The organism is Acinetobacter minutum (genome assembly GCF_035916735.1).
Classification (GTDB): Bacteria; Pseudomonadota; Gammaproteobacteria; order Pseudomonadales; family Moraxellaceae; genus Acinetobacter.
This window is the reverse complement of the sequence record NZ_JAQIHG010000001.1, coordinates 1-17,741: the sequence shown is the minus strand read 5'-3', so window position 1 is coordinate 17,741 and position 17,741 is coordinate 1. Positions and strand designations below refer to the sequence as shown.

At 46.6% G+C, this 17,741-nt stretch carries 17 protein-coding genes; 15 read left to right on the top strand and 2 right to left on the bottom strand.

Annotated elements, in window-relative coordinates; genetic code table 11:
- Positions 1-34 precede the first annotated feature (34 nt).
- The 11 genes from PAE54_RS00085 to PAE54_RS00035 all read left to right on the top strand — a co-directional run bounded on the left by PAE54_RS00085 (position 35) and on the right by PAE54_RS00035 (position 10,550).
- Positions 35-190 (top strand): hypothetical protein, encoded by a 156-nt coding sequence (locus tag PAE54_RS00085; protein ID WP_273777826.1) that lies wholly within the window; start codon positions 35-37, stop codon positions 188-190.
- Positions 191-452: 262 nt separating this feature from the next.
- Positions 453-839, top strand: coding sequence for an RcnB family protein (locus PAE54_RS00080; RefSeq protein WP_326517950.1), 387 nt, complete (start codon positions 453-455; stop codon positions 837-839).
- A 165-nt stretch (positions 840-1,004) separates the two neighbouring features.
- On the top strand, positions 1,005-2,444 hold the full coding sequence (locus PAE54_RS00075) for a capsule assembly Wzi family protein (protein ID WP_326517949.1): 1,440 nt from the start codon (positions 1,005-1,007) through the stop codon (positions 2,442-2,444).
- Between the two features lie 238 nt (positions 2,445-2,682).
- Positions 2,683-3,018, top strand: coding sequence for an RcnB family protein (locus PAE54_RS00070; RefSeq protein WP_326517948.1), 336 nt, complete (start codon positions 2,683-2,685; stop codon positions 3,016-3,018).
- A 132-nt stretch (positions 3,019-3,150) separates the two neighbouring features.
- Positions 3,151-4,503 carry an amino-acid N-acetyltransferase gene (gene argA, locus PAE54_RS00065; RefSeq protein WP_326517947.1) on the top strand — a complete coding sequence of 451 codons (1,353 nt, stop codon included), beginning with the start codon at positions 3,151-3,153 and terminating at the stop codon, positions 4,501-4,503.
- A 331-nt stretch (positions 4,504-4,834) separates the two neighbouring features.
- Complete coding sequence (locus PAE54_RS00060; protein WP_326517946.1) at positions 4,835-5,809, top strand: sulfonate ABC transporter substrate-binding protein; 975 nt, start codon at positions 4,835-4,837, stop codon at positions 5,807-5,809.
- A gap of 10 nt (positions 5,810-5,819) precedes the next feature.
- Complete coding sequence (locus PAE54_RS00055) at positions 5,820-6,806, top strand: aliphatic sulfonate ABC transporter substrate-binding protein (protein WP_326517945.1); 987 nt, start codon at positions 5,820-5,822, stop codon at positions 6,804-6,806.
- Between the two features lie 46 nt (positions 6,807-6,852).
- Positions 6,853-8,028 carry an FMNH2-dependent alkanesulfonate monooxygenase gene (ssuD, locus tag PAE54_RS00050; protein WP_326517944.1) on the top strand — a complete coding sequence of 392 codons (1,176 nt, stop codon included), beginning with the start codon at positions 6,853-6,855 and terminating at the stop codon, positions 8,026-8,028.
- Positions 8,028-8,831 (top strand): aliphatic sulfonate ABC transporter permease SsuC, encoded by an 804-nt coding sequence (gene ssuC / locus PAE54_RS00045; RefSeq protein ID WP_273777835.1) that lies wholly within the window; start codon positions 8,028-8,030, stop codon positions 8,829-8,831. The genes ssuD and ssuC overlap by 1 nt, the downstream gene beginning before the upstream one ends.
- A gap of 16 nt (positions 8,832-8,847) precedes the next feature.
- Positions 8,848-9,648 (top strand): ABC transporter ATP-binding protein, encoded by an 801-nt coding sequence (locus PAE54_RS00040; protein WP_326517943.1) that lies wholly within the window; start codon positions 8,848-8,850, stop codon positions 9,646-9,648.
- Positions 9,649-9,938: 290 nt separating this feature from the next.
- On the top strand, positions 9,939-10,550 hold the full coding sequence (locus PAE54_RS00035; RefSeq protein WP_326517942.1) for a TetR/AcrR family transcriptional regulator: 612 nt from the start codon (positions 9,939-9,941) through the stop codon (positions 10,548-10,550).
- A gap of 154 nt (positions 10,551-10,704) precedes the next feature.
- Here the strand turns inward: PAE54_RS00035 and PAE54_RS00030 are convergent, their stop codons facing one another.
- The gene (locus PAE54_RS00030; RefSeq protein ID WP_326517941.1) at positions 10,705-11,268 is read right to left on the bottom strand and encodes a 5'-methylthioadenosine/S-adenosylhomocysteine nucleosidase family protein; all 564 of its coding nucleotides are present in this window, start codon (positions 11,266-11,268) and stop codon (positions 10,705-10,707) included.
- 299 nt (positions 11,269-11,567) lie between these two features.
- Here PAE54_RS00030 and ribF point away from each other — a divergent pair, with 299 nt between their 5' ends.
- From ribF to PAE54_RS00010, 4 genes are all read left to right on the top strand, one after another.
- Positions 11,568-12,569: a riboflavin biosynthesis protein RibF gene (ribF, locus tag PAE54_RS00025; RefSeq protein ID WP_326517940.1), complete on the top strand. Its 1,002-nt coding sequence runs from the start codon at positions 11,568-11,570 to the stop codon at positions 12,567-12,569.
- A 61-nt stretch (positions 12,570-12,630) separates the two neighbouring features.
- The gene (gene ileS, locus PAE54_RS00020) at positions 12,631-15,474 is read left to right on the top strand and encodes an isoleucine--tRNA ligase (protein WP_326517939.1); all 2,844 of its coding nucleotides are present in this window, start codon (positions 12,631-12,633) and stop codon (positions 15,472-15,474) included.
- Positions 15,467-16,003 (top strand): signal peptidase II, encoded by a 537-nt coding sequence (gene lspA / locus PAE54_RS00015; RefSeq protein WP_273777842.1) that lies wholly within the window; start codon positions 15,467-15,469, stop codon positions 16,001-16,003. The genes ileS and lspA overlap by 8 nt, the downstream gene beginning before the upstream one ends.
- The gene (locus PAE54_RS00010; protein WP_326517938.1) at positions 16,000-16,482 is read left to right on the top strand and encodes an FKBP-type peptidyl-prolyl cis-trans isomerase; all 483 of its coding nucleotides are present in this window, start codon (positions 16,000-16,002) and stop codon (positions 16,480-16,482) included. Before lspA ends, PAE54_RS00010 begins: the two co-directional genes overlap by 4 nt.
- Positions 16,483-16,539: 57 nt before the next feature.
- On the opposite strand, the gene PAE54_RS00005 is transcribed toward PAE54_RS00010, so the two are convergent.
- Positions 16,540-17,163: a class I SAM-dependent methyltransferase gene (locus tag PAE54_RS00005; protein ID WP_326517937.1), complete on the bottom strand. Its 624-nt coding sequence runs from the start codon at positions 17,161-17,163 to the stop codon at positions 16,540-16,542.
- Between the last annotated feature and the right edge of the window lie 578 nt (positions 17,164-17,741).

The following is a 17,741-nucleotide window of genomic DNA, read 5'->3' as shown; positions in this document are numbered from 1 at the left end:
CTCCCTAAGTAATCCATTACACAGAGGAAACCTTATGGCTGACCCAATCCGTAAGGCGGCAATTTTGCGTTCGATTGAAACCTGGCAATTACCTGAAAATTTCATTTCGGCTCTGGAAAATGCCGAACAAGCACATGGGATCGCGGAAACCATTCAACAGCTTGAAGCCTTATACCAACAGTGGAATTAAGAATCGCATCGACAGCAAAATGGGCAAAACCGATTTTCTTGTTACAGCCCATCGAACTACGAAATGGAAGTTAAACACCCGCAACGAGCGCTCAGGCTGCTGCAGAGATTGCTCATTTGTGCAATACGAGCGGATGATCTGACATGCTATGCTTGCCGCGCAATATTTTTAAAAAAACTCTGCGTTGATCTTCATAGTTTCTCTGCATTTGATGCGTAAATTAGCTATAAGGAATCCATACAGTTGTGAATGAGGGTGCAACATGAAAAAGATTTTGACAGTTCTGGCATTATCTTGTGTCACTGTGCTGGCGAGCACAACATCATTCGCAGCACCACCTTTTGCCAAACAGCAACATTTTGAAGCACGGGGTGAGTATTCCGATGCACGTGATTGGCGTGAAGAGCGTGATAATCTGTTTGAACAGCGCCGTTTACGTGAAGAACGTGGGGTTAAGCGCCTAAAACAGCATAAATGGCAAACCGGTTATGTAATGCCCCAGCATTATCGCGGTGAGGGTTATAAGGTGGAATATAAAGACCACAATTTGTCCAAGCCTAGCCGTCATCAGCAATGGTATAAGATCAACAACGACTATATTTTAGTAGATTCAGATAGCAACGGGATCCTGCGTATTGTCAGCGATTAAACCTTTTGATCTAACTAAAGCCCAAGACCTATCCGTTTTGGGCTTTTTTCATTTTCATACCGAGCAGAAAAATCTAGTTTCTGAATTCTTCAAAATATCAGATTGAAAATACGGGTTAAAAATCTTATGGTGAAGCGCATAATTAGACCTGAGAAATAACTCACCATGTTTGTAAAAAGAATTCTTGCACTTTCAGTCATTACTTTATTGTCTTCCACTGCTTGGTCACAAGGCTTAGTATTGAATGATGAAAACTTGCGCACCGATTTAGCTTGGCTAAATCAGCAAGGTGTTATCCAAATTAGTACATCTACATGGCCAATGAGTGGGGATGAAATTCAGCGCGCGTTACGTTTGGCTAAAGTTTCAAATCCTATACAACAACATGTTATCAGTTCTGTTGTGGCCTCATTAAAAGCAAATAATCATATGCTTAAAGCAGGTTTATTTGCCGAGACAGATCCAAAAAATGTCCCGCAAAGCTTTGCAGATAAGCAAAAAGCGCAATATCAAGCCGCACTTGAATTTAATACAGGGGGTACAAACTGGGATGCAAAAATTCGGCTGAATGCTGAAAAAGATCCGCAGATCGATCAAGGTCAAGATGTTAATGTCGAAGGTTCATATATCGCAGGTAAAGTTTGGAATCAATGGTTAATCGCAGGCCAAATACCTACCTACTGGGGGCCAGGGCATGATGGTAGCTTGATTCGTGGTGATGCTAGCCGCCCAGTTTATGGGCTAACTGCTCAACGAGCAGAACAAAAAGCTTTTGAAACAAAATGGTTATCCTGGATTGGACAATGGCAATACCAAGCCTTTGCTGGCCAACTGGATGATTATAATGCTGTGCCAAATGCAAAACTCATCGGATTGCGAATAACTGCTCAACCCACATCATATTTAGAACTAGGTGCATCACGCATAATTCAATGGGGTGGTGAAGGACGACCTGAAAATTTTTCTTCTTTTTGGGATGCACTACGTGGCAATGATAATGTATATGTTGGTGAAACCCCCTCGAACCAAATCGCTGGTTTTGACACACGTTTAAACCTGCAGCCATTATTAAATGCGCCAGTGAGTATTTACGGGCAATATGTAGGAGAAGATGAAGCTGGCTTACTACCATCGAAAAAAATGTATTTAGCTGGTTTAGACTTTTCATCTAGCCTTAAAAATATGCCATACCAACTTTATGCAGAATGGGCAGACACCCGTACTAACGGAGATGTTAAAGGTATTTCTTACAATCATAGTGCTTACACAGATGGTTACTACCAGCATGGTTATCCACTCGGTCATGCAATGGGCGGAGATGGCACAATGTATTCGCTAGGTGGTGATATCCGATTTGATGCTATGAACCGTTTAAGTGGCCGTGTATTGAATGCTAAAGTCAACCAAAGTAATCTTACAATCAATCAGGCTTTCCCCGTGAAAGATGAATTGACAGCTTTAGACCTAACCTGGACACATTATGTAAAACAGGATATCCCATTAAAATTCAATGGTTGGGTAAGTGACTCGGATCTTAACGGTAATGATGCTGGTATATCGCTTGGAGTAGAGTTTCCTCTAGATCAAACTTTATTTGGCCACTAAGTTGCTCTTCATATTTTCTCTATCTCTTTTGTAGGAGTAGGGAGTATTGGAGATCTAAAAGCCCAAGACTTATCTGTTTTGGGCTTTTTTTTCGTGCACATTAAAAGCCCAAATTTGGCGTTACACCGTCTGCCGGATTCCTCCATAACTTTCACAATACACTTAGAAATCTTCACGATTTCTCGCCAATTGTTGATTAATTTATTTCTTATACAACGAAGGAAATAAAGAGGTCTACATGAAAACTTTAGCAACCGTACTCGGCTTATCTTTGTCAGCCTTGCTGACAAGCACTGCAATGGCGGGCACCTATGAACAGCACCGCGATCATGATCGATATCAAGATCACCGCCATTATGATGAACAGCGCCGCTTACATCGTGTTGACCCAAGCCGTGACTGGCGTGTAGGTCAGGTGCTGCCCCGTTACTGGGATCAGTCACGCAATGAAGTGAATTATCGTCATTATAAAGGCTTGAACAAACCTGGTCGTTATCAGCAGTGGTACAAGATCAATGGCGACTTTGTGCTGGTCAATGAGCGTAATAACCGCATTGTGCGCATTATTAATTAATCCCGTACAGCCTTGGGAGTTCCTCCTCCACACCCAAACCCCGGTTTGGGTGTTTTTTTGCCTGTTATATGCCAGCGCTATTTTTTTGTTTAGAATCAGCAGAGATGAATACGCATTCACATTGAGACCGCTATGCCAGCAGAATTTTTCGACCATCACAGCCGTAACACACAACAATATGTGCATTGGTTTCGTCATTCTGCACCGTATATCAACGCCCACCGTAATAAAACCTTTGTGCTGATGTTTGATGGCGAAGCCGTACAGCATCCCAACTTTCAGCACATCATCCATGATATTGCCCTACTGCACTCACTCGGCATCCGGCTGGTACTGGTGCATGGTGCCCGTCCTCAAATCAATCAGAACCTGCAACAGCGCCAGATTGTCACGCCTTTTCATGGCGACCGCCGCGTCACCACACGTGAATCACTCAGTTGCGTGATGCATGCAGTGGGTTCGATCCGCCTGGAAATTGAAGCGCTACTCTCGATGGGACTGGCCAACTCCCCAATGTATGGGGCACGCATTGAAGTAATCTCCGGCAATTTTGTCACGGCCAAACCCTATGGCATCCGTGAGGGTGTGGATTTTCAGCTCACCGGTGAGGTGCGCTCGATTGATAGCGCAGCAATTCACCGGCATTTGGATAACCACAATATTGTGGTGCTTGGCCCAACTGGTTACTCCACCACAGGCGAAGTGTTCAATTTACTGGCCGAAGAAGTGGGTACCAAAACAGCGATTGCCCTGAAAGCAGAGAAATTGATCTTTCTCGGGGAGCGACAAGGCCTCGAAGATGATCAGGGTAAATTGCTACGGGAAATCACTCCAAATCAGTTGGATCAGCACATTGAGCATTATCAGCAGACGCAACCAGAAATTGCCCTACATCTGCAAGGAGCCAAATATGCCTCACAACACGGCGTACGTCGCGTGCACCTACTGTCATATAGTTATGATGGCGCCTTGATCGAAGAGCTGTTCACCCGCGACGGGATTGGCACCATGGTCACCGAGGCACATTATGAAGAAGTGCGTATGGCCAATATTGGTGATGTGGGTGGTCTGATTAATTTACTACGTCCGTTGGAAGAAGAAGGGATTCTGGTCTATCGCTCACGGGAACGTCTGGAAAATGAAATTGACCAGTTTGCGGTGATTGAGCGCGATGGTACGGTTCTGGCCTGTGCAGCGCTTTATCCAATACCGACCAGCGCAGATGAAATCCGCTCGGCAGAAATTGCCTGCGTGGCGGTACATCCAGCCTACCGCAAGTCCAATCGGGGCAGCCAGATTCTGCATTTTCTGGAAGACAAAGCCAAAGCGAACGGAATTCAGCAACTCTTTGTACTCACTACCCGGACTGCGCACTGGTTTCTCGAACATGGTTTCGCCCCTGCCAGCGTCGATGATCTCCCCAATGCCCGTCAGGCGTTATATAACTATCAGCGCAACTCCATGGTGTTTAAAAAATCGATTTGATGCGGTTTTTACGACAGCTGATATAGCTGTATTTTCGATATCGTTATCAATGCGGATGACGATATCTCATGGCTATGTTGATCTAAAAAAATAATGACCCATATCGCCCCATCTGCCATTTAAAATAAAAACAATAAAATCAATTAATTAAGAAAAATAAAAAATCTGTTATAGAAACTCGTTACAGCAGCTTTTCCCATAAGCTTTGCAGCATTTTGGTTATCTCAATTTCGTATGAGTAATGCCTTAATTTTTATTTTTTCCTGCTCAGCAATCGCTTTAGTTTGTGTGCATTCACTGAACTGAGCCATGATTCGGAGCACACATCATCATGAACAACCCTTATAAAACCTCCTGGACCAAGTACGCTATTCTTGCTGCAAGTATTGCGGGCGTCATGATGCTGTCTGCTTGCAGTAAACCGACTGAAACGCAAAATACCACCTTACAGATCGGCTACCAGAAATATGGTGTACTACCGATCTTGAAAGCGCGCGGGACGTTGGAAAGTGCACTGAAAGATCAGGGTGTGCAGGTGAAATGGGTGGAGTTCCCGGCTGGTCCTCAGTTACTGGAAGGCCTAAATGTCGGCAGCGTGGTGTTTGGTGAAGTAGGCGAAGCCCCACCTATTTTCGCTCAGGCCAGCAATCCTAACTTGGTCTATGTGGCCAATCAGCCCGGCGCGCCCACTGCAGAAGCGTTGCTGGTTCCAAAAGATTCCAGCATCCAGCGCATCGAGCAACTCAAAGGCAAACGCGTGGTCTTGAATAAAGGCTCGAATGTGCATTATCTGCTGTTAAAACTGCTCGAAGCGCATCAACTCACCTTAAAAGATATTGAAGTGGTGTACCTGCCACCGGCCGATGCACGGGCTGCCTTTGAACGCGGAGCGGTTGATGCCTGGGTCATCTGGGATCCGTTTTTTGCAGCAGCAGAACAGCAGATCGGTGCACGGGTCTTGGCAACCGGCCAGAATCTGGTGAGCAATTATCAGTTTTATCTCGCCGACCGCAAGTTTGCGCAGCAAAACCCGCAGGTTTTGAAAACCGTGGTGAATGAACTGAACAGCACCACGCAATGGGTGTCACAACATCAGGATGAAGCCGCCAAACTACTAGAAAAGCCAACCGGACTGGACGCCAACATCCTGAAAAGCTCGATTTCCCGCATGAGTTTTGGCGTACAGCCCATCTCGGCACAGGTCGTCCAGCAGCAGCAAGCTGTGGCCGATGCATTCTTTCAGCAAAAACTGATTCCAAAACAAATCAAGATTCAAGATGCCATCTTAAACAACGACATTAAATAAGAGCATACCCATGGCCACCTTAAAACTATTCCCTCTCAGTGCCTTACTCGGACTGGCATTCAGCCTGAGTGGCTGCCAGAAAAGTGAAACGGCGACCACCACTGCAGAGCATCCACCTGCTCAAGCGGAAATCAAAACCCTGACCGTTGGCTTTCAGAAAAGTGCCCTGAATTTACTGGTCGCCAATCAACAGGGTTATTTGGCACAACAGTTTCCACAGAGCAAAATTGCCTGGAAAGAGTTTCCAGCCGGCCCGCAAATGCTGGAAGCCATTGCGATTGGCGCAGTCGATTTTGGCTATGTCGGCAATACTCCGCCTATTTTTGCGCAGGCAGCCAATAAGGAGATTCGCTATCTTGGCTTTGAACCGGTGTCTGCCACCGGTAACGCGCTGGTCGTGCCAAACAAATCCAAGATTCAGCAATTGAGTGAACTGAAAGGCAAACGTATCGCGGTACAAAAAGGTTCCAGTGCGCATGAACTGTTGGCCAAAGTGCTGCAAAAAGCGGGGCTATCCTGGTCAGACATCCAGCCGATCTGGTTGCCGCCTGCCGATGCCCGTGCGGCATTTAGCAAAGGCTCAGTCGATGCCTGGGTAGTTTGGGATCCCTATCTGAGTGCCGCTGAACTGGATGGCAGCGCCAAAGTACTGGTCGATGGTCAGACGTTCCCAGCAACCTATTCTTTTTATGTCGCAAGCCCTGCTTTCTTAAAACAACATCCGCAAAGTGCAGCAAAGTTTCTGCACAGTGTCAATCAGGCGGATCAATGGGTGGTCCAGCATCCTCAGCAGGCAGTTGACGTCTTGGCACAAAGTACCGGCATTGACCCAAAAATTGCTGCAGTAGTGGTGCAGAAGCGACCTAAACCCGCTCCCGTACAGCCGCTCAATCCAGCCGTAATTGCCGAACAGCAACGTATTGCCGACATGTTTGTACAGGTCGGTCTGATTCCGCAAAAAATCCAGGTTCAGCATAACGTCTGGACCGGCCAATAACTCAATTTTTCTGAATTTACCTAAATCAATTTTAAAGGAAGATATAATGAAAATTTTCTGGTTCATTCCTACCCATGGTGACAGCCGTTATGTCGGTACCAGCAAAGGTGCACGTCAGGTCGATCATGCCTACATGAAGCAGATTGCAGTTGCCGCGGACAACCTCGGTTATGAAGGTGTCCTCATCCCAACAGGTCGTTCCTGTGAAGATCCATGGATTACTGCAGCTAGCCTGATCGATGCAACTAAACATTTAAAATTTTTGGTGGCACTACGTCCGGGCGTCACCACACCGGCACTGGCTGCACGCATGGCAGCGACCTTTGACCGGTTATCTGGCGGGCGTGTTTTGCTGAATCTGGTGACTGGAGGCGACGAGCAGGAATTGAAAGGTGATGGACTGTATGAAGACCATGCGACACGCTATCAGACCGCAGCAGAATACACCAAAATCTGGCGTGAAATCCTTACCCGTTCACATACAGGAGAATCCTTTACCTTCCACGGCGATCGCTTAAAAGTCGATGAGGCCAAACTGCTGTATCCGCCTGTGCAGCATCCTCACCCACCTTTATGGTTTGGTGGTTCATCGGAAGCAGCACATGAGCTGGCAGCGGAACAGGTCGATACCTATTTAACTTGGGGGGAACCACCGGCAGCGGTCAAAGAAAAAATCGAAAATATGCGTGCCCGTGCAGCGGCCAAAGGCCGTCAGCTCAATTACGGGATTCGTCTGCATGTGATTGTCCGTGAAACCAATGAAGAAGCCTGGGCTGCTGCAAATGACCTGATCCAGTATCTAAATGATGACACCATTGCGGCAGCACAGAAAAAATTTGCCCAGATGGATTCTGTGGGTCAGCAACGTATGGCTGCCCTACATAATGGCGACCGCAGCAAACTGGAAGTAGCACCTAACCTCTGGGCTGGTGTTGGTCTGGTACGTGGCGGCTGTGGTACCGCTCTAGTGGGTGATCCGGAAACTGTGGCGGCACGTATTCAGGAATATGCGGATCTGGGCATTGGCACATTTATCTTCTCTGGTTATCCACATCTGGAAGAAGCTTACCGTTTTGCCGAACTGGTCTTCCCGTTGTTACCGATCGAAACCCGTCAAAAACTGGCACAGCCCAACCTGACAGGGCCGTTTGGCGAAATCATTGCCAATAACTATATCCCTGAACAGGCGAAGCACAAATCCATCGCCAAGGAGCTGGTCTGATGCGCAACCCTGTTTCCGGGAAAATTGTTTCACGTGGAACAAAACAACTCGGGCAGCGTTTGCTGCCCTGGCTGTTCCCGATTCTACTTCTTCTCATCTGGCAACTCGCCTCAAGTGGCGGATTGCTGGAAAGCCGGATTCTACCGGCACCGAGTGCCGTAGTCAGCGCCTTTTGGCGTCTCTCCCTCAGTGGCGAACTTTGGCAGCATGTCCAGGTCAGTGCTGGACGTGCCCTGCTCGGCCTGTTGGTCGGCGGTGGATTGGGTCTGCTGCTTGGCCTGCTGAATGGCTCGTCCAAAGCCGCTTCGACGTTGCTGGATACCACCTTGCAAATGATCCGCAACATTCCAGCTCTGGCGCTGATTCCCCTAGTGATTTTATGGTTTGGGATTGATGAAACCGCCAAACTGTTTCTGGTGGCAGTGGGGGTATTTTTCCCGGTGTATATCAATACCTACCATGGCATCCGTTCTGTTGATGCACAACTGATCGAGATGGGAAAAAGCTATGGCCTCAAGGGCTGGCAATTGTATAAAGAGATTATTTTACCGGGTGCCATGCCTTCCATTCTGGTCGGTCTACGCTTTTCGCTGGGTCTGGTCTGGGTGTTGCTGATTGTGGCTGAAACCATTTCCGCCCAATCCGGTATCGGCTATATGACCATGAATGCCCGTGAGTTCTTGCAAACTGATGTGGTACTGGTGGGTATTCTGCTCTACGCCCTGCTCGGCAAGCTGGCGGATGTCTTGTCACAAGGCTTGGAACGTTATCTGTTACGTTGGCATGCCGGCTATCAAAAATAATAAGAGGAGCATTCCCATGAACGATTTATCAATTCACTTTTATGCCGATGAGCCAGCACAACCTGAACAGCTGCCAGCCACAACTTCTCAAGCACCCTTAGGTGGTGAAATCCTGATTGAGCAGCTGCATAAATTTTATGGCGAAGTCAAAGTCCTGCAAGACCTCGACCTCAACATCCAGCCGGGTGAATTTGTCGCGATTGTCGGTCGTAGTGGCTGTGGCAAAAGCACCCTGCTACGTCTGATTGCCGGACTGGAACAGGCCAGTTATGGTGAAATCAAGTTTAAGTCTGCACGCCATATCCGCGAAGGCATCACCAGCGACGATATTCGCGTGATGTTCCAGGACCCACGATTATTGCCGTGGAAAACCATTCAGCAGAATGTTCAACTCGGGCTGGACAAAGACCAGCATACACAGGCCTCTGATTTACTGCAAAAAGTGGGACTAAAAGAAAAAGCCGGACTATGGCCGGCACAACTCTCGGGTGGACAGCGTCAGCGTACGGCATTAGCGCGTGCCCTTTCACATACTCCACGGATTTTATTGCTGGATGAACCTTTAGGGGCACTGGATGCCCTGACGCGCCTGGAAATGCAGAAACTGATCGAACAACTCTGGCAAGAGCAAGGCTTTACTGCGGTACTGGTCACCCATGATGTGGCTGAAGCCGTACAGCTCGCCGACCGGATTATTCTGCTGGACAGAGGCCATATCGCCCGGACGTTTAATGTTGAACTGCCTCGCCCACGCAAAAAAAGTATCGCTTTTTCCGAACTCGAACAGCAGGTGCTCGATGCGGTCTTAGCCACCTAAAACAGCTTTGAGTCACGTCACGGCGTGGCTCAAATCAGTGTTCTCCTGCAATCTCATCAGCTTTTAATAATCACTAAAAATATATAATGATTTCATCTTCATCACTGATAAAAATACACCACCTGTTTTGCGCCATATCAGTGCAAAAATCATGTAAATATTGATTAAGATTAAAATTCTAAGATCTTTAACCGAATAAAATAAAGCAAAAAAAAGTTTAGATTCTGCACAAAACAGCCTAATTGGCTTACAATTTGCGATTCCCCTTTATTCATTCTTTTTCAAACAAAATGGAACAAAAGAAGAGTACCCAAAAACGACATCAGTTGTTGAATGCAGCGTTGGATGTGTTTTCTCATTATGGATTCAATGGAGCGAGTCTAGATGAAATTGCCCAATTGGCCGATATGCACAAGTCGAATATTTTTTATTATTATGAAAATAAAGAGGCATTGTATGTAGAGGTGTTGACCAACGTCCTGCAGAAATGGCTTGCACCTTTGCAAACCCTTGAAGTTGAACTCGAACCGACGGAAGCTTTAACCAATTATCTGATGGATAAAATCGAAGTTTCACGCACGCAGCCTAAAGCTTCAAAATTATTTGCTCTGGAAATCATTCAAGGTGCACCGCATATTTCACCGATCCTGAAAGGACCACTGAAAAAGCTGTTCAAACGTAAAGCCAAAGTGATTAGCACCTGGCAAGAACAAGGTAAAATTTCTGCTGCAATTGATCCAGAATTACTGATTTTAAATATCTGGGCGGTGACGCAAAACTATGCCGACTTCAGCAGCCAGATGGAAATGGTGACTGGCAAAACCCTCCGCAACCGCAGCATGCACCAACGCGCGATCGAACATACCGTGCACATGATGCTCTACGGCGTACTACCACGTTAATTCAAGCTTCCCATTTTCGCCGGACACGGGGAAAATCTTGGCAATACGACCATAGAGTTCTATGGTCGCCAAAAGCTTCAAGTCAATTTATCGTCACGCCCTTCATCACTGTCATATTCTAGATCGCCACACGCCATCAAGGTGAACGGTCCGCTTAGAAACTTTGATACAGCGACAATAGTTTTTTAGCCCCAACCAGCAGATTTTCTTCCCAATCCATATGTGCCGTATCATCCGCGCCATCGGTAATGTATTTCACCGACAGTAAACGAACTCCAAGCCGATTGCAGACTTTAGCCAGTGCATAACCTTCCATATCCACCAGATCACAATGTACTTTAGGCAACGCGGTTTCAAAATTATCCCCAGTTCCACAAATGCCCTGCGGTAAATGCTGAAAAAAAGGTTGTAGGTGAATATCCGCAGGTAAATGTTCATCCATTGGGGTGACGCCGACAGGAAAACCCAGCGGCGAAACATCCATATCCCGCTGCACAAAAGTTTTGACTTCTACCAGACTGTGACGTTCAAATTGGGAGCTTCCCGCCGTTCCTAAATTCAGCAAGGTTTTACAACCGGTTTTCTGGATCACCTCAAAGGCTTTAAAGGCTGCATTGACTTTGCCAATGCCACTGTAATGCACATCAATCCCGGCCTGTTCAAACAGACCTTTAGATTCACTCGGCAAAGCCATAATCAAGGCCAAATCAGATTTCATGAAAGTAAATTCCCGGACGTAGGAGGATGAAAAAAATACGGCTACAAAGATATATGCTGCATTATTTTAGCATGCGGCTCGGTAGGCGCGTTGCAAAGTAGCATGATCAAAAATATAAACTGGAAAACCTCAAGGGTTAGACTTCATTCACTTCAAAAGAGCAGCTTTTGAGTCCCGAAGCTTAGTACCGTTTCAGCAGGATCGGTTAAAAAAATCTGAGTAAAAACACAACAACAAGACGAATGCGCGAGAATATGGCAATATATACCACTTTTAAATTTTAAGCTCATTTTAACGCCATGAAGCTGCTCCGTCTGAATGCTTTAGCACCCCATACACAGTTGCCAAAAACCGCAGTGACGATTGGCAATTTTGATGGTGTCCACGTCGGACATCAGGCGATGATTGCCCAGTTAAAAGCCCGGGCTGAAGCCCAGAATTTAAAAACCCTGGTGATGATTTTTGAGCCGCAACCGCTGGAGTTCTTCAAAGGTTACGAGGCTCCGCCCCGCATTACCTCATTACGCGAAAAAGTCGAATATCTCACTGAACTGGGTGTGGACTATATTGCAGTGGCACGCTTTGATCGCGCCTTTCGCCATCTCAGTGCGGAAGAATTTGCTGACATGCTGAAACTGCAGCTGAATGCGCAAAGCCTGGTTTTGGGCGATGACTTCCATTTTGGTAAAAACCGTCAGGGGAATAGCGAATTTTTACGTCGCTATGGCTTTGAGGTGACCAATTTAAATACTGTGGAATTTGGTGGGGAACGTGTCAGTTCCACCCGGATCCGTCAGGTATTACAACAAGGTGATCTGGCTCTCGCAGCGCAATTATTGGGTCGTCCCTATAGCATTACTGGACGCGTCCAATATGGTGATCAGCTTGGCCGCACCCTGGATTTCCCGACCATCAATGTCCGGGTCGGACGGCACAAACCCTGCCTGCAAGGGATTTATGGCGTACAGGTCGAATGGCAACAGGGTGATCTGGCCAAAAATGTACAAAGTCAGAATCCGCAAAAACCCGGCATTCCGGGTTATCTCCCGGGCAGCCTGTTTGGCGCAGGCCATGTTGGTACTCGACCAGCCATCGCGCAAGAACAGCCGGAATGGCGATTAGAAGTTCATTTCCCGGAGGTTTCAGCCCATCTGTATGGCTTGCTAATGAAAGTGACGTTCCTCAACTATTTGCATGGTGAGCTGAACTATCCTTCACTTGAAGCCTTAAAAGCCGGAATCGATGATGATGTGGTAAAATTGCGCGCGTTCCGTGAAAACACGCCGAATTTTCCACTTTAACCTAGAATTTTGATTGTAAAACACGTCAGCGCTCCGCTGATTGAACTGGAAGACAACTTGCATGAGCGATAAGCAAACTCCTGAAAATGCAGTGGACTATAAAGCCACGCTGAACCTGCCGGGCACCGATTTTGCCATGAAAGCAAATCTGGCCGTGCGTGAAGTGAAATGGTTAGAAGAGTGGTACGCCGACGACATTTATCAGCAGATTCGTGCATCGCGCATCGGCAAGAAAAAATACGTCCTGCACGATGGTCCTCCGTATGCCAATGGTCAAATCCACTTGGGCCATGCAGTCAATAAAGTCCTGAAAGACATCATCATCAAAAGCCGTGTGATGGATGGCTATGATGCACCGTATGTACCAGGTTGGGACTGTCACGGTTTGCCAATCGAACTGAAAGTGGAAGAAAAAGTCGGTAAAGTGGGCGTAAAAGTGGATGCCGCAACTTTCCGTAAAGCCTGTCGTGAATACGCGATGAGCCAGGTGGAACTGCAGAAAAAAGACTTCATCCGTATGGGTGTATTCGGCTCATGGGATAATCCTTACCTAACCATGAACTTCAAGCAGGAAGCGGATATCGTTCGTGCACTGGGCGCGATCCAGAAACAGGGCCATATCCAGCCGGGTCTAAAACCGGTGAACTGGTGCCTGGACTGTGGTTCAGCACTGGCTGAAGCCGAAGTTGAATATGAAGATAAAAAGTCTGACGCGATTGATGTTGGCTTTAGCGTGGTCGATTTGGCTGATCTTTCTGCACGTTTGGGTGTACAAGTTCAGGATGCAACGGACATCGTAATCTGGACCACCACACCTTGGACATTGCCAGCCAACCAGGCAGTTGCGCTGCATGCTGAGATCGAATACCAGTTGGTGAAAGCCCGTGGTGAAGAAAAACAGCCACAAAACTTTATCTTGGCTAAAGACCTGGTGGAATCTGCCACTGAACGTTATGGTTTCAACAGCGTTGAAGTGCTGGCTGATTTCGCGGGTGCAAAACTAGAACATCTGGTCCTACAACATCCATTAATTGCGGAACGCCAAGTTCCGGTGATTTTAGGTGAACACGTCATCGCGACTAGCGGTACTGGTGCGGTACATACCGCCCCTGGCCACGGTGTAGACGACTATAAAGTCGGTCTGATTTATAACCTAAAAGTGGACAATCCAGTCGGTGGCAACGGTGTGTATTTACCAACCGCACCGATTTTTGCCGGTGAACATATCTATAAAGCCAACCCGCAAATCATTGCTGCCTTGGCCGAATCTGGCAAACTTTGGGCGCATGTTGCGATCAAGCACAGCTATCCGCACTGCTGGCGCCACAAAACCCCGATTATCTTCCGTGCGACGCCGCAATGGTTCATCAGCATGGATCAAAAAGGCCTGCGTGACAGCGCACTGAAAGCCATCCGTGAAGACATCGAGTTTATCCCGGACTGGGGTCAAAACCGTATGGAGTCCATGGTGGAAGGCCGTCCGGACTGGTGTATTTCGCGTCAGCGTACCTGGGGTGTGCCAATTCCGTTCTTCGTGCATAAAGACACCAATGAACTGCACCCACGCACTGAAGAACTGATCGAAGAAGTGGCAAAGTTGATCGAACAGGAAGGTATTGACGCCTGGTTCAGCCGCGAAGCCAAAGATTTCATCGGTGATGAAGCGGAACAGTACAACTGTGTCCGTGACACCTTGGACGTTTGGTTCGACTCAGGTACAACCCATTATGCCGTATTGCGCGAGCGTGAAGAACTGACCGATCCAGCGGATCTTTATCTAGAAGGTTCAGACCAGCACCGTGGCTGGTTCCAGACTTCGTTGTTGGCTTCAATTGCCATCAATGACCGTGCACCCTACAAAGGCCTGCTCACCCATGGTTTCGTGGTGGATGAGAAAGGCCGAAAGATGTCAAAATCGCTGGGCAACATCATTACCCCGCAAGACATCATCAAGGACATGGGTGCAGATGGCTTGCGCTTCTGGATCGCATCCTCGGATTACCGTTATGAAATGACTGCCGGTAAGGAAATCTTCAGCCGTGCATCAGATGGTTACCGTCGTATCCGTAATACCCTGCGTTTCTTGCTGGCCAACCTGAATGGCTTCAAGCCATCAACCGATGCCCTGCCTGTAGATCAATTGATTGCATTAGATCAATACATCCTGCAACGTGCGGCTGAAGTTCAGGACACCATTAAGAAAGCCTATGAGGATATGAACTTCCATATCGTCTGCAGTTCATTGACCAACTTCTGTATCAATGACCTCGGTGGTTTCTACCTCGACATCATCAAAGACCGTCAGTACACCACCAAGACGGATTCACAGGCACGTCATTCAGCACAAACCGCACTGTATCATCTAGTACAGGCCTTTGTGCGCTGGATGAGCCCTATCCTGAGCTTTACCGCACAGGAAGCTTGGCCATTGATTCCTGAGCAAACTGAAAAATACGTCTTCACCGCAGAATGGTATGACATTCCAGTTTCAACAACAGCTAATCTGTTGTCTGAAGCCGACTGGCAAACCCTGATCAGCGTGAAATCTGCGGTGAACAAGCAGATTGAAGCGGCACGTAATGCCAAGCTGGTCGGTTCAAACCTATCTGCCAAAGTTGAGCTCTGGGCGAATGCTGAATTGAGAAATGTGCTGAACCAGTTAGGTGATGAATTACGTTTTGTCTTGATCACTTCACAGGTTGCGGTCTATGACTTTGCTGAGCAAGGTGAAGCAACGGATCTAGAAGGACTACGCGTCCAGGTGTCGGCAGCAGAGGGTGAGAAATGTGTACGCTGCTGGCATGTACTGCCGGATGTCAATACACATCATGAACATCCAGGCTTGTGTGGTCGTTGTATTATCAACCTTCCATCAGGCCAAGGCGAAGAGAGAAAGTATGCCTAACACCGAGCAGAAAAAGGGCTTATTTCGGTTCTATCCGCATAATCTGTTATGGCTGGGACTTGCAGTCCTGGCCATCGTGCTGGATCAGTGGACCAAATGGATTGCTAGTACTTATCTGAATTATGCAGATCCAGTACCCGTCTTGCCCTTTTTAAATTGGACATTGCTGCATAACTATGGCGCTGCCTTTAGCTTCTTGTCCGATGCAGGAGGATGGCAACGTTATTTCTTTACGTCGCTGGCAGGGATCGTGTCACTGGTTTTTGCATTCTGGCTGTTACGCATGCCAAAAAAATTGGTGATTCTCCCAATGGCAATTGCCCTGATTCTAGGCGGCGCGATTGGTAACCTGATCGACCGGGTAACCCTAGGTTATGTGGTGGATTTTATCCATGTCTATTATCAAAATAGCCATTTCCCTGCTTTTAACATTGCAGATAGTGCCATTACCCTTGGTACGATTCTCCTTTTGATAGATACCTTTTTCCTTGAGAAAAACCGTATCCAAAATGCGGAAGCGCAAAAATGACTGAAATTATTAATCCTAACGAAGAAATTCGTATCGAAGCCGGTTCTAAAGTAGATTTGCATTTTTCGGTTGCCATCGAAAACGGGGTAGAAATTGACAATACCCGTAGCCGTGAAGAACCCGTCAGCCTCGTTATGGGAGATGGCAGCTTGCTACCTGGTTTTGAAAAAGCACTGTTTGGTTTGCGTGCTGGTGACCGTCGTACAGTGCATTTACCGCCTGAAGATGCTTTCGGTCCATGGAACCCGGAAAATGTACAGAAATTTGATACCGTCAAATTTGAACAGACCCCGATTGTAGGCCATATGATCGAATTTGAAGACAAAGCAAAAGCAAGTCTGTTCGGTGTAGTGAAATCAGTTAATGAGGATATTACCGAAGTGGATTTTAACCATCCTTTAGCCGGTAAAAACATTACCTTTGAAGTGGAAATCTTCAAAGTCACCCCTGCGGGTCAGCAGGGCATCAAACTGATGTAATGCTGATTGCAATTAAGCCTCCAGTTATGGAGGCTTTTTTGTAAGGTGGATCGAGCTTTAGGCTTTTACCACTTTAATCATAAATTGAATGACATGGCTTTTGCCATGATGTAATTTTCCTTCATATCGCTCAACATCCCCCACAAAAAAATGCACTAGATGATCCTTATGGAAAACCTGTAAAATCTCTTGAGGATCATACAGGAAATCAAATTTACCTGGCCCACCCGTCTGATAGTTCAGCTGTGTTTTAGAATAGACTTCCCCGATAAAATATCCGCCATTTTTCAATGCCTGACGAATTCCCTGTAATGTCTTCAAGCGGGTATCAGAATCAAAATGACCAAATACACATAGGATATTGTCATATTCATTTTCAGGCCAGCTGACATGTGCCAAATCAACACAGCAAGTTTTCAACTCAATTCCCTGAGTTTGCGCATAAGATTGGGCATTTTCGAGTGCAACTCTCGAATAGTCCCACATCTCAACATCAATCGGTAAATGCTTTTTCTGCGCACTACGGGCAATATAAAGAATATTGCGGCCTTCACCTTCGGCGATAGCTAGAGTATGGCCAGAAATAGGATAGCGCTGATTAATTTCCTGAATAAAGACATTAGGTTCAGCCCCGTACAAATGTTCAGTTTCTTGGTAACGTTTATCCCATACGTCTTGCATATCAACCACCTTTGGAAAGGTACAAATAAAGTCAAATTTAAAACTGTCTTGATTGTATATAATTCAAACAGATTATAAAAATATATTTTATTTGAAGAAGGCTAATTATTCGCTCCTACGCAACGTGAAATTTGTACGCTATAACGTACAGCACAAAACACCATTAACGACTATTCACCTTTTCTCGAATCTTTTATCTTTAACTCAACAAGAGACAGGATGTTTCTTTCATAATAAGAATAAAAAATAAAGACGACAAGGTGGTTAAAGCTGTAACAGGCAAGTTACATGGCATCATAGTGATACGAAAAAGCCCTATCAGGAAGATAGGGCTTTTTCATATGTACATTAATTAATACCATCTAACTTTTAAAAATTTCCCCTCACGTTCTAGTTCAATCTAGTCGTGATGCTCAGGAGGCTAAGGTATGGGTAAAATCTTTTCCATTTTTCACCCGGCAAAGAAAAAACCCCCACCATATTTAATGGCGGGGGTTTTTAGAATAATGAGCTGGCGATGACTTACTCTCACATGGGTAACCCCACACTACCATCAGCGCGAAGAGGTTTCACTTCTG

Coding starts and splice junctions, on each gene's coding strand:
- PAE54_RS00085 (WP_273777826.1), top strand. CDS start 35: ATGGCTGACCCAATCCGTAAGGCGGCAATTTTGCGTTCGATTGAAACC.
- PAE54_RS00080 (WP_326517950.1), top strand. CDS start 453: ATGAAAAAGATTTTGACAGTTCTGGCATTATCTTGTGTCACTGTGCTG.
- PAE54_RS00075 (WP_326517949.1), top strand. CDS start 1,005: ATGTTTGTAAAAAGAATTCTTGCACTTTCAGTCATTACTTTATTGTCT.
- PAE54_RS00070 (WP_326517948.1), top strand. CDS start 2,683: ATGAAAACTTTAGCAACCGTACTCGGCTTATCTTTGTCAGCCTTGCTG.
- argA (WP_326517947.1), top strand. CDS start 3,151: ATGCCAGCAGAATTTTTCGACCATCACAGCCGTAACACACAACAATAT.
- PAE54_RS00060 (WP_326517946.1), top strand. CDS start 4,835: ATGAACAACCCTTATAAAACCTCCTGGACCAAGTACGCTATTCTTGCT.
- PAE54_RS00055 (WP_326517945.1), top strand. CDS start 5,820: ATGGCCACCTTAAAACTATTCCCTCTCAGTGCCTTACTCGGACTGGCA.
- ssuD (WP_326517944.1), top strand. CDS start 6,853: ATGAAAATTTTCTGGTTCATTCCTACCCATGGTGACAGCCGTTATGTC.
- ssuC (WP_273777835.1), top strand. CDS start 8,028: ATGCGCAACCCTGTTTCCGGGAAAATTGTTTCACGTGGAACAAAACAA.
- PAE54_RS00040 (WP_326517943.1), top strand. CDS start 8,848: ATGAACGATTTATCAATTCACTTTTATGCCGATGAGCCAGCACAACCT.
- PAE54_RS00035 (WP_326517942.1), top strand. CDS start 9,939: ATGGAACAAAAGAAGAGTACCCAAAAACGACATCAGTTGTTGAATGCA.
- PAE54_RS00030 (WP_326517941.1), bottom strand. CDS start 11,268: ATGAAATCTGATTTGGCCTTGATTATGGCTTTGCCGAGTGAATCTAAA.
- ribF (WP_326517940.1), top strand. CDS start 11,568: ATGAAGCTGCTCCGTCTGAATGCTTTAGCACCCCATACACAGTTGCCA.
- ileS (WP_326517939.1), top strand. CDS start 12,631: ATGAGCGATAAGCAAACTCCTGAAAATGCAGTGGACTATAAAGCCACG.
- lspA (WP_273777842.1), top strand. CDS start 15,467: ATGCCTAACACCGAGCAGAAAAAGGGCTTATTTCGGTTCTATCCGCAT.
- PAE54_RS00010 (WP_326517938.1), top strand. CDS start 16,000: ATGACTGAAATTATTAATCCTAACGAAGAAATTCGTATCGAAGCCGGT.
- PAE54_RS00005 (WP_326517937.1), bottom strand. CDS start 17,163: ATGCAAGACGTATGGGATAAACGTTACCAAGAAACTGAACATTTGTAC.